This is a genomic window from Pseudomonas sp. IPO3774, assembly GCF_013386835.1.
GTDB lineage: Bacteria > Pseudomonadota > Gammaproteobacteria > Pseudomonadales > Pseudomonadaceae > Aquipseudomonas.
In genome coordinates, this window is record NZ_JACAQY010000073.1 from 19,246 (window position 1) to 35,084 (window position 15,839).

Here is a 15,839-nt window from a genome sequence, read left to right on the forward strand (position 1 = left end):
CGATTCTGTCCACTTCCTTCAGGAGCATTCCGCGGTCATGCAAGCGTTCCCCTCCAAGCGTTCTCCCCTCAAGCATGCGGTGCACGCCGCCCTGCTCGGTGCCTGCCTGAACGGCAGCGCCCTGCCCCTGGCGGTCATGGCGCAAACGCCTGTCAGCGACACCCAGGCCCGTGACTGGAACATTGCACCCGGCCCATTGGCCACCGTGCTCGACCAGTTTGCGCGCCAGGCGAGTATCAGCCTGTCCTATGACGCCACCAGCGTCGCCGGCAAGACCAGCCCCGGCCTCAACGGCGCACTGGACAGCCAACAGGCCTTGAGCCAATTGATCCAGGGCCAGGGTTTGCAAGCCCAACGCCAGAGCAACAACACCTGGCTGCTGTTGCCGCAAGTCGCGGACACCGGCGCGCTGAACCTGAGCGCCACCACCGTGACCGGCGAACACCTCGGCGTCACCACTGACGGCAGCGGTTCCTACACCACCGGCGCGGTGACCATCGGCAAGGGCGCCCACAGCCTGCGGGAAACACCGCAATCGGTCAGCGTCATGACCCGCAAGCTGATCGACGACCAGAACATCACCACCATCGATCAATTACTGGAACACACCCCGGGTATCACCACCTACGACTCACCTATGGGTGGCAAGTATTTCTATTCCCGTGGTTTCAAGATGCTCGGCCAATACCAGTTCGACGGTGTGCCGTTGGACATCGGCAAAGACTACGTACAGGCCGACAGCTTCACCGCCAACATGGCGATCTATGACCGGGTGGAAGTGCTCAAGGGCGCGGCCGGCATGCTCAAGGGCGCCGGCACCGCCAGTGGTGCGGTGAACTTCGTGCGCAAGCGGCCACAAGACAAACCCACCACCAGCCTGTCGCTGTCTGCCGGCACCTGGGACAACTACCGCGCCGACGTCGATACCGGCGGCCCGCTCAATGACAGCGGCACCGTACGCGGGCGCGCCGTGGTCAGCCAACAGAATCGTGGCTCGTACATGGACGTCTCCAAGCGCCAGGACCAAGCTGTTTACCTCGCACTGGATGTTGACCTCTCGCCCGACACCACCCTGGGCATCGGTGCCAGCTACGAAGATGTCGATGCAACGCCCTGCTGGGGCGGTGTGCCGCGCTACAGCGACGGCAAGAGCATCGGCCTGAGCCGATCCACCTGCCTGGGCCAGGCCTGGAACGACTGGCAGAGCCAACGCACTACGCTGTTTGCCGACCTCACCCACCACTTCAACGACGACTGGCAACTCAAGGTCACGGCGGTGAACAGCCGCAACCTGCAAGACATCAAATACGCCGCCAGCCAAGGCACCGTGAAGTACGGTGATCCGGCGCCAACCGCCGAGATGTACGCCGCGCTGTTTGACTACGACCACCGGGATTTCGGACTGGATGCCTACCTGGACGGTAAGTTCGAAGCGTTCGGTTTGCAGCATGAACTCATCATCGGCGCCAATGGCAGCCGTGGCACCCAGGACGATGTCTACGCGATCCGGAGCCTGCCCGACCGGCAAAGTATCTTCCTGCCCAACCACCACTTCCCGCAGCCCGCCAACGATACCTTCTGGCCCAACATGTACCGGGGCGGCACCGTCAAGGAAACCGCCACCCAGTACGGTACCTACGCCACTTTGCGCCTGAGGCTGGCCGAGCCATTGATGGTGGTGCTCGGCAGTCGCGTCAGTTGGTTCGAAAACCGCCGCCAGTCGAATAACCTCGCCTGGGGCGAATGGGCCCTGCAGGATGCACGCACCAAGGAAACCGGTGAAGTCACGCCGTTCGCCGCGGTGATCTATGACCTCGACGACAACCTTTCGGTGTACGCCAGCTACGCCGATATCTTCCAGCCACAAAGCTCCAACGCCACGGTGACCGGCGCCGCCCTCAAGCCCAAAATCGGCGAAAACTACGAACTGGGCATCAAGGGAGAATGGTTTGAGGGGCGCCTCAACAGCTCGCTGGCATTGTTCCGCGCTATCGAGAAAAACGCCGCCGAAACCGACTACACCACCCAGTGCGGTACCTCGGCAGACGGCTATTGCTACACCGACAATGGCAAGGTTCGCGCACAGGGTGTCGAAGCCGAGTTGAGTGGCGAGTTGCTGGAACGCTTGCAAGTGGCGGGCGGCTATACCTACACCCAGACCAAGAACCTCAACAACATCAACAGCGCCGCCATTGGCGCGGTTGCAAACAGCTACGTGCCGCGACACATGCTGCGCTTGTGGGGCGATTATCAGTTGGACGGCACACTGTCGAAATGGAGCGTCGGCACCGGCGTCAACGCCCAGAGCAGCAACTACCGAATTCAAGGCATCAAACTGGAACAAGCCGGTTATGCGGTATGGAATGCGCGGTTGGCGTACCGGGTTGATGACACATGGACGGTGGCGCTGAACGGTAACAATCTCTTCGACAAAAATTACTATCAGACGGTGGGTACGGCCGACTGGGGTAATTTCTACGGCGAACCGCGCAACTTTACCGTCAGTTTGAAAGGCAATTTTTAAGGTTAGTACCGCCTCAATGTGGTGACGGACTCACGTCCTCACCACTCGTCGCTTGTCCCCGAAAAGCCCCGCATCCGACCTCCGTCAAAAAAAGGTTTTCCTCAGCCGCAGGAAATTTCCCAAATTTGTTCCTACACTCCAAAACGCCAGCATTTTGTTCCGGGAAAACCCGGAAATCCGACCAAGACAGTCAACAAACTGTCACGCGGAAGAGCACCTGACGTGTCTAGACCGAAGGTCTTATAAAAAAGTCAAAACCTTGACGAGCAACGAAAAGGGAACCATCATTTAGCCATTACCCCGCAAATTCCCTGCAGATAGATAGGTAATTGCGTATTACCCAGCGAAGTAACCGTTCGTCTGGCGCCACTTATAAAGCAAGCCCTGCCTTTATGGATGAGCAGCCGAACAAGGAAGCCCTGGTGTGCAATGAGGGATGTTTTTATGCGCGAGAAGTCGTCAGTCGACAGCCTGTTTTTGACCCGGGCCGGTTTCATTGAGTTCTTTGTTGTTTTCGTAAAATTGATGCACGGCCTCACCGCCGTTTTTCCAGCACTGATCCTGCTGTTTTATCCTGACCCGATGGCCCCCGAACTGCGCGCGCACTTTCTCGGCTTGCTGCTGTTTTTCGCGATCCTGACGATCATTCTGTTCCAGGCCATGGGGGTTTACTCCGAGGAGCTGTTCAGCAATCGCCTGCGGTTTCGCACCATGCTGGTGGCCTGGTCCGCGGCCTTTTGCATCCTGCTGTTCATGTACCAGATTCTGCTGATGTTCCCGCAGTTGAGCCCGCGCAACCTGGCGTTCTGGTTTATCACCAGCCTTGCGTTGTTCGGGCTGGAGCGGATCGTGATGCTGCGCCTGTTCCGCAACCTGATGGCCAGCGGCAAATACCTGCAACGCACGGTGATCCTCGGCTTCACCGACACCGCCGTGCACGTGGCCGACCACTTGCAGCGCAACGGCGATATCCGTTCCGGACTGATCGGTTTTATCGACGACCGCACCGAGCGCATCCCCAAGGAACTGAGCAACCTGCCGCTGCTGGGCAACACGCGCGACCTGGAAAAGCTGATCCGCTCCGAGCAGGTCAACCAGGTGATGATTACCCTGCCCTGGGCCGCCGAACAGCGGATCAACGGGCTGGTGAAGCGCCTGCGGCAGATGTCGGTCAACGTCATGCTGGTGCCCGACATGGCGGCCCTGCGCTATGGCCACAGCCGCATCACCGATGTCGGCGGCATCCTGATGTTCAACACCTCCCACGTGCCGCTGCGGGGCTGGTCGCCGTTTATCAAGCGCTGTGAAGACCTGATCCTGGCAACCCTGGGCCTGGTGGCACTGTCGCCGATCATGCTGATCACGGCGATTGCCATCAAGCTCGACTCCAAGGGCCCGGTGCTGTTTCGCCAGAACCGGTTTGGCTACAACGACAACGTGATCCGGGTGTTCAAGTTCCGCTCGATGTACGCCGAGATGAGCGACTTCAACGCCGACCGCCAGACCACCCGCGGCGACCCGCGCATCACCCGCGTGGGCCGGATCATTCGCAAGACCAGCATCGATGAGCTGCCGCAGCTGTTCAACGTGCTGCTGGGCAACATGTCGATGGTCGGCCCGCGCCCGCATGCCACCGCGACCAAGGCCGCCGGCGTGCCCTACGAAGTTGCCGTGAGCGAGTACAGCTCGCGCCACCGGGTAAAACCGGGCATCACTGGCTGGGCGCAAATCAACGGCTATCGTGGTGAAACCGACACCCTGTTCAAAATCCAGAAACGCGTTGAGTACGACCTGGAGTACATCTCGAAGTGGTCGGTGTGGTTCGACTTGTACATCGTTTTCATGACGGTCCCGGCCGTCCTTTCGACCAAGGAAGTCTATTGATGAACACCCTCAACGGCTTGATTCCCTGCATCATTTCCGGTGGTTCGGGCACCCGGCTGTGGCCGGTGTCGCGGCAGAACATGCCCAAGCCTTTCATGCGCATGCGTGATGACCAGAGCCTGCTGCAGAAGACGTTCCTGCGGGCCAGTCACCTGCCGGGCGTAGAAAGCGTGCTGACGGTGACCAACCGCGACCTGCTGTTTCGCACCCTCGATGACTACCGCGTGGTCAACAAGGCCCATCTGGCCCTTGACCTGTTGCTGGAGCCGTTCGGGCGCAACACCGCCGCCGCCATCGCCGTGGCCGCCCTGCATGTACAGGAAAACTTCGGCAGCGAGGCGCAGTTGCTGATCCTGCCCGCCGACCATCTGATTCTTGATGAAAGCGCCTTCGCCGATGCCGTCACCCAGGCCCGCGAACTGGCGGAAGCCGGCTACCTTGTGACCTTCGGCATCCAGCCCGACCACCCGGAAACCGGCTTCGGCTATATCGAACAAGGCGAGGCGCTGGGCCAGGGGTTCCGGGTCAAGCGCTTCGTCGAGAAGCCCGACCTGGCCACCGCCCAGGGCTACCTGGACGGCGGCAAGCACCTGTGGAATGCCGGGATGTTCTGCTTCAAGGCCGGTACATTGCTGGAGGAACTGGCGCTGCACGCCCCCGCCGTGCTGGACGCCGCCAAGGCCGCCCTCGAGCACGGCCACAGCCTGAACAACAACAGTTGCCGTCAGCGCGAGCTGAACGCTGAAGGTTTCGGCGCGGCGCCCGACATCTCGATCGACGTGGCGCTGATGGAAAAATCCGCGCAAGTGGCGGTGGTGCCCTGCGACATCGGCTGGAGTGATATCGGTTCCTGGGACGCGGTGCGCCAACTCACCCCCAGCGACGCCAACGGCAACCAGGTCAATGGCCAGGCGATCCTGCATGACGTGCACAACTGCTACATCGACTCGCCCAAGCGCGTGTTGGGCGCAGTGGGCGTGCGCGACCTGATCGTCGTCGACACCCCGGATGCGATCCTGATTGCCGACGCCAAGCGCAGCCAGGACGTGCGCTACATCGTCGCCGAGCTCAAGCGCCAGGACCATCCGGCATTCAGCCTGCACCGCACCGTCACCCGGCCGTGGGGCACCTACACCGTGCTGGAAGAAAGCAGCCGCTTCAAGATCAAGCGCATCGTGGTCAAGCCCCAGGCCTCGCTGTCCCTGCAAATGCACCATCACCGCAGCGAGCACTGGGTGGTAGTCAGCGGCGCGGCGATGATTACCAACGGCGACCGTGAATTCCTGATCAACGCCAACGAGTCCACCTACATTCCGGCCGGGCACAAGCACCGCCTGACCAACCCCGGCATCATCGACCTGGTGATGATCGAGGTGCAGAGCGGCGAGTACCTGGGCGAAGACGACATTGTGCGTTTTGACGACATCTACGGCCGGGCTCCGGCCGAAGTGAAGAAGTGATGCGTACCGCCCTGATCATCCCGACCCGCAACGCTTCCAGCCACCTCGACCGGCTGCTGCCGGCGCTGCGCATGCAAACCCTGCAACCGGACGAAACCCTGGTGGTCGACAGCGCTTCCAGCGATGACACCGTGGCGCGTTTTCGCGAGTTCGGCGTACGGGTCGAAGTGATCGATGCCAAGGACTTCAACCATGGCGGCACCCGCCGCTGGGCCAGCGAGCAAGTCGACGGCGACGCGCTGATCGTGATGACCCAGGACGCGATCCCCGCCGAACCCGAGACGTTCGCCAACCTGGTGGGCGAACTGGAACTGGACCCGCTCAACGGCGTCGCTTACGGCCGCCAGTTGCCGCACCCGGATGCCGGCGTGCTGGGCGCCCAGTCACGCCACTTCAATTACCCGCCGCAAAGCCGCAGCAAAAGCCTGGCGGATGCGCCGGAGCTGGGGATCAAGACCTGCTTCAGCTCGGATTCGTTTTCGGTGTACCGGCGCAGCGCCCTGCAAGCCGTCGGTGGCTTCCCCGCGGATGTGATCGGCAGCGAGGACGCCTACGTCGCCGCCCGCATGCTGCTGGAAGGCTACAAGGTGCGCTACGCCGCCACCGCCCTGGTCTATCACTCCCACGATTACCGTCTCATGGATGAGTTTCACCGCTACTTCGACATTGGCGTTTTCTACGGCCGCGAGCCGTGGATCCGCCAGGCTTTTGGCGATGCCGGCGGTGAAGGTAAACGCTATGTACTGGCCGAGCTTCGAGCGTTACGCGAAGCCGGTGCATTGCACCGCGTACCCGAAGTACTGGTGCGCAGCGCGTTCAAATTGCTCGGCTACCGGCTGGGCCATCTGGAGCGCCAGCTCCCCCTCGCCCTCAAGCGGCGCATCAGCATGTTCCCCGGTTATTGGAGGTGAGCATCATGACCTACAGGAAGACCCCTTTGATGAAACGAACCTTGCTCGTCCTGGCCATGATGGCATTGGCCGCCTGCAATACGCCCGCGCGGATCGTCGCGCCCGATGGCAAGACGGTGGACGAGGGCAAGCAGGCCCTCGATCGCATGGCCCAACTGCCACCGGCGGTGGAGCGGATCCGCATCGGCGACCAGTTGCGGATTGTCCGCGATGCCGGGGAAATGCCAACCCTGTCGGCGTTCAACGTCAGCACGATTTACGAGCTGACGCTGTACACCGTGCAGAACGACGGCAAGATCAACTATCCCTTCCTGGGGCCGATCCAGGTGGCGCGGCGCACGCCGGCGGAAGTCGCCGCCGAGCTGAGCCAGAAACTCGCACCGGTGTATCGCGAGCCTCGGGTGACGGTGAACATCAACCAGGCGCCGGGCAACACGGTGATCGTCGGCGGCGCGGTATTAAACCCGTCGGCTATCTCCATCGCCACGGCCCCGACCATGGAGCAGGCGATTCTCGGTGCCGGCGGCGTGAGCTCGGTGGGCAACGCGAGCATGGTCGCTCTGCTGCGTGAAGATGGCCAAGGCGTCTACCACGCCTACTTCCTCGATTTCAGCCAGTACCTGAAGAACGGCGCAATGGGCCGCAAGCCCGTGGCGCTGCAACGCGGTGACGTGGTGTTTGTACCCAAGTCCAACGTCGGCGAACGGATCCAAGGCGTGGACACTTACCTGAACCAGCTGATTCCCTTCACCAAATCCATTGGTGTGGGCTACAGCTACACCACGAACCACTAAAGGAGCGACATCCCATGATCGAGATCCGTTCTTTTCGTGATCTTCTGCGTCTGTTCTTCATCTTCAAGCACGAGTTCAAACTGGCGGCGATTGCCGCGCTGGTGATCATTTTGCTGGGGGCGTTCCTGCTGCCGGCCAAGTATGAATCCACCGCGCGATTGCTGGTAAAACCAGGCCGTGACTCGACGATGCCGATCGAGGTCGACAACCGTCAGCCAATCGTCATGCCGAGCACCCAGCGCGACCCGATTGTCGACGAAGAGCGCCTGCTGACCGGCCGCCCTATCGTGCGTGCAGTGGCCGAGCATTACCTCGACGTGATGGACAAGATGCAGCCGCCGGAAGGCGTGTGGAAGCGCACCAAGTGGTACGTCAAGAAAGGCATCAGTGCCGTATTTGACGGTGTGCGAGTGGTACTGGAAACCGTTGGCATCGTCGAAGAAACCACCCCGGTGGAACGCCTGGCGAAAAGCCTGGAGAAAAACTTCGAAGTGACCCACGCCATCGGCTCTACGGTGATGGACATCAGCTTCCGCTGGGATGACCCGCAAATCGCCCAGGCGGTGGTCAAGGATTGGGTCGAGACCTACATCGACGAGCGCACCCAGGCGTTGGGCCGCAAGAGCCTGTATGCGTTCTATGAAGGCCAGGTGTCTTCCAGCGCTGCGCAGATCAAGAGCTACAAGGAGCAGATCCTCGCGCACTTGAACGACATCGGCGCCTCGAGCATCACCGATCGCCTGGAAGACTTGTCCGAGCGGATCAACGTGCTGCGTGGCGAGGTGTTCAACTCCACTCGGCTGATCGCTTCCTCCGACGTGGCGTTGCAGAGCACCCGTGACCAACTCAAGGGGCAGCCCAAAGAGGTAACCACGGTTCGCCAGATCGCGTTGAACCCGCAGCAACAAGACTTGCGTCGCCTGCTGAACCAGAAGCTCCTGGAAAAAGCCGACATGATGCGTACCTATACGGATAACGCGCCGCCGGTCAAAGCCCTGGACGCTTCGATCCGTGCCATGCAGGCCCAGGTCGCCGGTGAAAGCGACACGGTGCAAAGCTCCGAGAACCGCGCGCCGAACACCCTGGAAATCCACCTGCAACGGGTACTGCTGGATGAGACCAGCCGCAACCAGTCGCTGCGTACACAGTTGGTGCAACAGCAGAAGCAACTGACTGAACTGGAAGCCCAGCGCAAGGACGCCCTGGCCATCGAGCCGGAACTGGCGCGCCTGGCCCGTGAGTTGAACGGCACCGAGAAAAACTACGCGCTGTATGTCGACAGCCTGGAAAAATCGCGGATCGACCGTGAACTGGACAAGAGCCAGATCAGTAACATCGCGGTGATCGAAGAAGCTACCCTGAACCCTGGGCGCGTCTTCCCGAAAACCCTGCTGATGCTGCTGCTGGCGATCCCGTTCTCCATCGTGGTCGGCCTGCTGGTGATCTACCTGTGCTACCTGCTGGATCAACGGATCCACGACGGCGGCCTGGTGGAAGGCAAATTCGGCCTGCCACTGTGGACCACGCTGCCGGAGCTGGACACCAGCACCGCGCAAAGCACCAACGCCTTCAACGCGAGCATCTATCGCCTGTATGGGTTGCTGCCGCTGGAGCGTATTGCCGAACAGGGCCTGACCCTGGGGCTGACCTCGGCACGGCACGGTGAAGGCGTGAGCTTTATCGTCGAGCAGTTGCGCCAGTTGCTGGAAGAGAACGGCGTGCGGGTGCGGATCGGCGGGGTTGAGCCGGCGATTCCGGGCCAGGTGGTACTGCTGGATGCTTCGGCGCTGCTGGACAATCGTGATGCGTTCATCAACCTGCGCCGTGCCGACCTGATTGCGCTGGTAGTGGAAGCGCAAAAAAGCACGGTACCGGTGGTGGAACACGCACTGTCGATCCTCACCACGGCGTTCGGCAAGGTCGATGGCATTATCATCAACCGCCGCAAGTTCGAGGTACCGGTCAAGGTGCTGAAAACCATCGCCAAATACCGGGGTTCGTTCTGATGCGCATCGCCCTGCTCGCTCCCCTGCCGCCGGAAAAGAACGGGATCGCCGACTACGCGAACCACTTCAAGACGGCACTGGAGCAACTGGGCGTCGAGGTGGCTACGCCCTTGACGGGCGTGGTCGGCAGCACGGCAGCGATCAAGCAAGCCATTGCCGGTTTCGACTGGCAGGGTGTTGACCTGGTCCACGCCGAGCTGGGCGGCGGGCGGCTGGGGGAGTTCCTGGCCCTGCGCGAATTGCGCAAGGCCTACCCCGCCCTGCCGTTGACCGCCACGGTGCATGACCCGGAACGCATGGTCTGGCGGCGCGAACAATTGCCCTTTCCGCTGAACCTGCTGGAATCCTTGCCCAGCCCATTGCCCCAGGCGGCAGTGGTGCTGGCCGATCCCTTGACCCTGCGCGAAGAACGTCACGTCGCCCAGGGCCTGACCCGGCTGGTGACCCTCACCCGCCTGGGCGCCGACTGCCTGACGGCGCGCATGCAATTGCCCGCCGGCAAGGTGGCGGTGATCAACCACGCCAACCTGGATATCCCGCCGGTGGCCTTGCCGCCGCTGGATACGCTGCACCTGTTGTATTTCGGTTTTATCTACCGTGGCAAAGGCATCGAAGATCTGTTGCAGGCCCTGGCCGCCGCCTTCGAAAAAGCCCCCGAATTGCGTGACCGTGTGCGCCTGACCCTGGCCGGTGGCACTGCCGCCGAAATGGCGTTTGGCACAGGCGGCAATTACCTGGAGCAGTTGAACAGCCAGATTGCCGAACTCGGCCTGGCAGGCTCCATCGACTGGCGGCTGAATTTGCCGGCCAGCGAGATCCCGCAGACGATCCAGGCGCACCATGTGATGGTGCTGCCGTATCGCGAATCGAAAAAGCTCGGCCTGCTGGGCCGCCAGCGCGGCACCAGCGGCGCATTGTCCTGGGCTGCCGCCTGCGGGCGCGGCGCGATCACCTCCGATGCCAGGGCGTTTGCCGAGGAAGTCGCCAGCGGCAATGGCGCCATCTATCCACAAGGCGATGTAGCCGCCTTGAGCGAACAACTGCTGCGGCTCGCACGCAACCCGCACATGGCCACGGACTGGGCCGCACGCGCCGCCGCCATAGGCCGCGAACGGTTGTGGCCAGTGACCGCGCAGAAGTTCGCGAGCCTGTTTGAGCAAACCGTTGCAGGAGGCAACCATGGCGCGTAAACGGACTTACCTCGCTACCCTCGCAGTCGTCGCTGCGCTGGGTTTGACCGCCTTTCTCTGGGGCCGCCCGGCCGATGCCGAGAGCCATGTGCTCAAGGGCAGCAAAGAGGTCGTGTGGAAGGACTTCCTGGGGGTGAACGCGCAGTTCCTGTGGTTCAGCCCCGAGCGTTATCAGAAGCAGATCGACCGCCTCAAGGCCCTGGGCCTGGAGTGGGTGCGCCTGGACCTGCACTGGGACCAGCTGGAAACCGCCGAGAACCAGTACAACGTCGCGACCCTCGACGAACTGGTGAACAAGCTGCAGCAGAACCAGATCAAGTCGGTGTTCTACCTGGTGGGCTCGGCGAAGTTCGCCACCACCGCGCCCGCCTCCTCGCCGTACCAGGACCAGTTCCCGCCCAAGGACCCGAATATCTTCGCCAACCGCATGGCATTGCTGGAACAGCGTTACCCCAGCGTGGACGCGTGGCAGGTGTGGAACGAACCGAACCTGCTGGGGTTCTGGCGCCCCGCCGCCGACCCGGCCGGCTATGCGAACCTGTTGCAAGTCACCGCCGCCGCGTTGCGGGTGGTGAACCCGAACAAACCGGTGGTGGCCGCCGGCATGGCATTCTTCAGCGAAATGCCCAACGGCCAGAACATGCTCGACGGGCTGCTGCAACTGGGCGTGCCGAGCCTGAATACCATCATGTCCTATCACCCCTACACCCAATTGCCCGAAGGCAACACGCCGTCGAACCTCGACTTTGTCGAAAAAACCAGCGCCCTCAACCAGAAACTGCGGGCGGCCGGGGTGAATACCCTGTGGAGCACCGAGTGGGGCTGGTCGACCTACAAAGGCCCGAAAGAGGTGCAGGACTTCATCACCACCCAGGGCCAGGCCGACTACATCGTGCGCCGCGTCGCGCTGATGAGCGCGCTGGATTTCGACAAGATCTTCCTGTTCACCCTGAGCGACCTGGACCAGCGCGCCAGCGTGCGCGACCAGAGTTATGGCTTGCTCGACATCGACGCCAACCCCAAGCCGTCGTACACCGCGCTGCAGAATTTCCTGCAGGTGAGCGGGCCCAAATTGACCCCCGGCGACCCACCCACCGCCGATCAGTTGCCCGATGGCCTGTTCAGCATCGGCTGGTCCCGTGCCGACGGGCGCAAGGTGTGGTTTTTCTGGTCGGCCCGTGGCGGCAGCGCGCACTTGCCGGGCATGACCACCGCCACCTTGTATGACCCGTTGCGCGGCACCGAAACACCCTTGAGTGGCACCAATGGACTGGACGTACCGGTCAAGCCGAACCTGCAAATTCTGTTATGGGATTGAAGCCACCCATGCGCATCCTCTGGATCCTGCCCTACTCGCCTTGGCCCGCTACCAGCGGCGGCAAGACGCGCCAGTTTCATTTGCTGCGCAGCCTGGCTGCGCGCGGGCACCGGATCACCTTGCTGCTGCATGACAAACATGCGGTATCGCTGACGGATCGCCAGGTGCTGGAAGCCTTTCTGGAACAGGTGATCATCCTCCCCCGCCGCCCGCTGCGCAGCCTGAAGACCCTGCTGGCCGGGCTGTTTGCGCCGTACCCGTTGCTGGCCAGTGTGAATGGCCTGTCGGGTGAACTGCAGGACACCTTCGAGCGCTTGCTGACCGAGCATTGGGACGTGGTGCAGATCGAACATACCTACACCTTCCAGCCTTACGAAGCTGCATTGGCCCGTCGCTCCCAGCCGTTTGTGCTGACCGAGCACAATGTCGAATCGTCCCTCGGCGCCGCGACTTACGACCGCCTGCCCGGCTGGGCGTTGCCGTTCATACGCTACGATCAATGGCGCTACGGCCGCTGGGAACACCGGGTGATGCGCCAGGCCGCGCAAGTGGTCGCCGTGACCGACGCCGACGCCCAGACCCTGGCGCAGATTGCCGGCAAGCCGGTACCGGTGGTGGTCAACGGGGTGGATTGCGCGCACTTCGCTGCTGCCCGACCCGACCCGACGACCCGCCGCGTGCTGTTTCTGGGCAACTACGAATACGCGCCCAACGTCGATGCCATCGAGTGGGCACTGGATGAGATCCTGCCGAAAGTGTGGGCCCGCTGCCCCGACGCACGCATGAGCGTCTGCGGTTTCGGCATGCCGGAAAGCTGGCGCGAACGCTGGAAGGACGGACGCATCGAATGGCAGGGCTTTGTCCCCAACCTGCTGGCCCTGCAATCGAGTTGCTCGGTGTTTCTGGCGCCGTTGCGCCATGGCGGCGGCTCCAAGCTCAAGGTGCTTGAAGCCCTGGCCGCCGGCCTGCCGCTGGCGAGTACCGACCAGGGCGTGTCCGGCCTGGACCTGGTGGAAGGCCTGGATTACCTCGGCGGCCAGACCGCTGAAAGCCTGGCCGACGCCGTGGTGCGCCTGCTGCAACAGCCTGAAGTCGCTGCTCCCATGGGCGAAGCCGGTCGCGCCTATGTGCGCCGTGCCCATGACTGGAGCGTCGCCGCCAGCCAGCTGGAGCAGGTGTACGCGCAACTGTCGCCCCAGAGCCAAAAGGAGCCGGCATGCGCATAGGCCTCGATTACCGCACCGTCGGCACCTCGCCGCAATCAGGCATCAGTCGCCAGGTGTACGCCCTGGAAGATGCCCTGCGCACCCTGCCCGGCATCGAGCTCGAACGCTTCAGCGTCGCGCCGCTGGGGGATGAGCTGCGCCTGAACGTGCATTGCCCGGACTGGGGCTGCGCCAAGACCGCCATGCACCAGCCGCACCAGCGCCTGCGTTTCGAGGCGGGCTACCTGCCCAAGGCGCTGCGCAATGAGCATATCGATGTGTACATCAGCACCTTCAATATGGGCCTGCCGCTGCCGCCCAAACCCCCGGGCCTGCGCACCGTGGTGCTGCTGCATGACCTGTTTCAGATCACCCTGGACAACTATCACGCCAACCGCCTGAAGGCGCTGATCTACAAGGCCAGTGATCGGCTGTCGATCACCTATGCGGTGCACACGGCAGACCGGGTGTGGACGCCTTCGCAGTACAGTGCCGACGAAACCGCGCGGCTGTTTCCCAAGGCGGCAGGCAAGATTCGCGTGTTGCCCAACCAAGTGGTGGGTTTTGTCGGACTGCCGGCGGACCTCTCGGCCCGGCAACTGCCCGAGCGCTACTGGCTGCTGGTGGGTACCCGGGAATTGCGCAAGAACGTGCCGTTCCTGGTGGACGCCTGGCAGCAAGCGCGCAGCCAGTCGCCGAGCGTGCCGGAACTGGTGCTGGTGGGCAGCCTGGAGCATTTGCCCGAAGCACAACGCAACTACCCGGGGATACGCGCCTTGAGCGGCGTATCCGACGCTGAATTGCACGGGCTCTACCGCAAGGCCTTGCGCCTGTGGCAGCCTTCCTACGCGGAAGGCTTTGGCTTGCCGGTAATCGAAGCCCTGAGCGTCGGCACTCCGGTGGCGGTGGCCAGCGGTACCTCGCTGGACGAAATCACCCCGCCGCTGGCACCGCGGTTTTCACCCACGGACGGCGCGGCGCTGGTGCAATTGATGCTGCACCTGGCCGACCAACCCGTCGAACAACCACCTGAACAGTTACGCAGCTGGGCCGAACGCTTCAACCACCAGGCCTACCGTCGGCGCCTGGCCGAACTGATCGAGGAATTGAATTGAGAATCTCACTGGGTAGCCTCGTCGCCATCGTCTTCGGCCTGCTGTTTGGTGGGTTGATCCTGTTTCTTTCCCCGGTCAAGGCCGTGCTGGCAGTGATCGGCCTGGCCGCTGCCGTGACGATTCTGCGGTTCCCGTTCTGGGGGCTGCTGCTGTTCGCCCTGGTGGCGACGTTCATGCCCTACTCCACCCTCAACCTGGGGATTCGCAGTACGGTCAGTGAGGCGCTGATCGCCCTGACCTGGGCGGCGGTGATCTGGCACGGTTTCCTCTCGCGCCTGCCGGCCGCCCCACCGCTGTCGCGGCGCCCTACCGACCGCATGTTGATGTGGCTGATGATCTTCACAGTGGTGCCGTTTATCGTCGGCCAGGTGAGCATTACCGCCGAGGCCAGCGGCGTGGCGAACTGGTTGCGTTGGCTGCTGAACCTGTCGGTGCTGTTCCTCGCCGCCAAGCTGCTGGTTGAACAGAAGAACCGCGAAGCCCTGGTGATCGCCTTGTTGCTGGGCACACTGGCGATGCTGGTGATGTCCATCGGTGTATTTATCCGCTCGCGCTCGGCCTCGGGCATGTTGCCGATCCTGACCCTGATGAACTACGGCAGCCTCGACACCCTGTCCCTGGGCCTGGGTGCCATGGCCTCGCGGATGGGTTCGCCATGGATGCACCCGAATGCCACCGGCGGGATCATGGCGCTGCTGCTGCCATTGGCGTTCTGCTACGGCATCACCAACACCGGCTGGAAACGCGGTCTCGGCCTGGGCGTTGCCTGCCTGGGTGCGGCGGCCCTGCTGTTGGCCAGTAGCCGGGGGGCGATGGTCAGCCTGGCGCTGGTGCTGATCTGGATGGCGTCGCGGCGGGTGCCGTACACCGGGCGTTTGCTGATGATCGGCGTGGCGTTGGCGGCGGCGCTGGTAGTGTCGTATCCACCGCTGCAGGAACGCCTGGCGACGATCTTTTCGGCGCAGAACGCGAGTACGGAAGTGCGCTTTGACGAATACCGCATGTTCCCCCAGGCCGTGGCCAGTTACCCGCTGGGCATTGGCTTCAAGGTTGACCCTCCAGTGCCGGGTACGCACCTGCTGGGGATTTCCAACCTGTGGCTGAATTTCGTCTACAAGACCGGGGTGATCAGCATGCTGCTGTTTATCGCAGTGACCTGGCGCTGGTGGCGCGAGTCCCGTCCGGAAATCGGCCCGATCCGCCTGACCAAGGACAATGCGATCTGGCTGGGCAGCACGGCGGGGATTCTGTCGGCGCTGGTCAGCGGCTTTTTCGACCACTACTTCAGCTTCGCCCTGGTGATGATTGCGCTGTTCTGGCTGATGGTGGGGATCAACGTGCTGGAGGCGCGGCGGCTGTTTCCGGCGCGTCTGCCAAAGGTCAAGACCGTGGCGCATCGCAAGCCTGTGTTCAATAGCGTCGGGCCCTAGGC

The 15,839-nt window shown here is 62.6% G+C and carries 11 protein-coding genes; all 11 read left to right on the forward strand.

Annotated elements, in window-relative coordinates; translation table 11 throughout:
- Window positions 1–37 precede the first annotated feature (37 nt).
- The 11 genes from HYE77_RS31690 to HYE77_RS31740 all read left to right on the forward strand — a co-directional run bounded on the left by HYE77_RS31690 (window position 38) and on the right by HYE77_RS31740 (window position 15,837).
- Window positions 38–2,524, forward strand: a complete 2,487-nt coding sequence (locus HYE77_RS31690; RefSeq protein WP_177070529.1) for a TonB-dependent receptor — start codon at window positions 38–40, stop codon at window positions 2,522–2,524.
- Between the two features lie 444 nt (window positions 2,525–2,968).
- Window positions 2,969–4,408, forward strand: coding sequence for an undecaprenyl-phosphate glucose phosphotransferase (locus HYE77_RS31695; RefSeq protein ID WP_003208206.1), 1,440 nt, complete (start codon window positions 2,969–2,971; stop codon window positions 4,406–4,408).
- Window positions 4,408–5,868 (forward strand): mannose-1-phosphate guanylyltransferase/mannose-6-phosphate isomerase, encoded by a 1,461-nt coding sequence (locus HYE77_RS31700; protein ID WP_003208208.1) that lies wholly within the window; start codon window positions 4,408–4,410, stop codon window positions 5,866–5,868. Before HYE77_RS31695 ends, HYE77_RS31700 begins: the two co-directional genes overlap by 1 nt.
- Window positions 5,868–6,779 carry a glycosyltransferase family 2 protein gene (locus tag HYE77_RS31705; RefSeq protein ID WP_003208209.1) on the forward strand — a complete coding sequence of 304 codons (912 nt, stop codon included), beginning with the start codon at window positions 5,868–5,870 and terminating at the stop codon, window positions 6,777–6,779. Before HYE77_RS31700 ends, HYE77_RS31705 begins: the two co-directional genes overlap by 1 nt.
- 29 nt (window positions 6,780–6,808) lie before the next feature.
- A complete protein-coding gene (locus HYE77_RS31710) occupies window positions 6,809–7,573 on the forward strand; it encodes a polysaccharide biosynthesis/export family protein (protein ID WP_177070531.1) in 765 nt (254 codons plus the stop codon).
- Between the two features lie 14 nt (window positions 7,574–7,587).
- The gene (locus tag HYE77_RS31715; protein ID WP_003208213.1) at window positions 7,588–9,579 is read left to right on the forward strand and encodes an exopolysaccharide transport family protein; all 1,992 of its coding nucleotides are present in this window, start codon (window positions 7,588–7,590) and stop codon (window positions 9,577–9,579) included.
- Window positions 9,579–10,769: a glycosyltransferase gene (locus HYE77_RS31720; protein ID WP_003208215.1), complete on the forward strand. Its 1,191-nt coding sequence runs from the start codon at window positions 9,579–9,581 to the stop codon at window positions 10,767–10,769. Before HYE77_RS31715 ends, HYE77_RS31720 begins: the two co-directional genes overlap by 1 nt.
- Window positions 10,759–12,087 (forward strand): cellulase family glycosylhydrolase, encoded by a 1,329-nt coding sequence (locus HYE77_RS31725; protein ID WP_008434562.1) that lies wholly within the window; start codon window positions 10,759–10,761, stop codon window positions 12,085–12,087. Before HYE77_RS31720 ends, HYE77_RS31725 begins: the two co-directional genes overlap by 11 nt.
- A gap of 8 nt (window positions 12,088–12,095) precedes the next feature.
- Complete coding sequence (locus HYE77_RS31730) at window positions 12,096–13,313, forward strand: glycosyltransferase family 4 protein (RefSeq protein ID WP_177067861.1); 1,218 nt, start codon at window positions 12,096–12,098, stop codon at window positions 13,311–13,313.
- Window positions 13,304–14,407 (forward strand): glycosyltransferase family 1 protein, encoded by a 1,104-nt coding sequence (locus HYE77_RS31735; RefSeq protein WP_177070533.1) that lies wholly within the window; start codon window positions 13,304–13,306, stop codon window positions 14,405–14,407. Before HYE77_RS31730 ends, HYE77_RS31735 begins: the two co-directional genes overlap by 10 nt.
- Window positions 14,408–14,409: 2 nt before the next feature.
- The gene (locus HYE77_RS31740; RefSeq protein ID WP_032899307.1) at window positions 14,410–15,837 is read left to right on the forward strand and encodes an O-antigen ligase; all 1,428 of its coding nucleotides are present in this window, start codon (window positions 14,410–14,412) and stop codon (window positions 15,835–15,837) included.
- Window positions 15,838–15,839 lie beyond the last annotated feature (2 nt).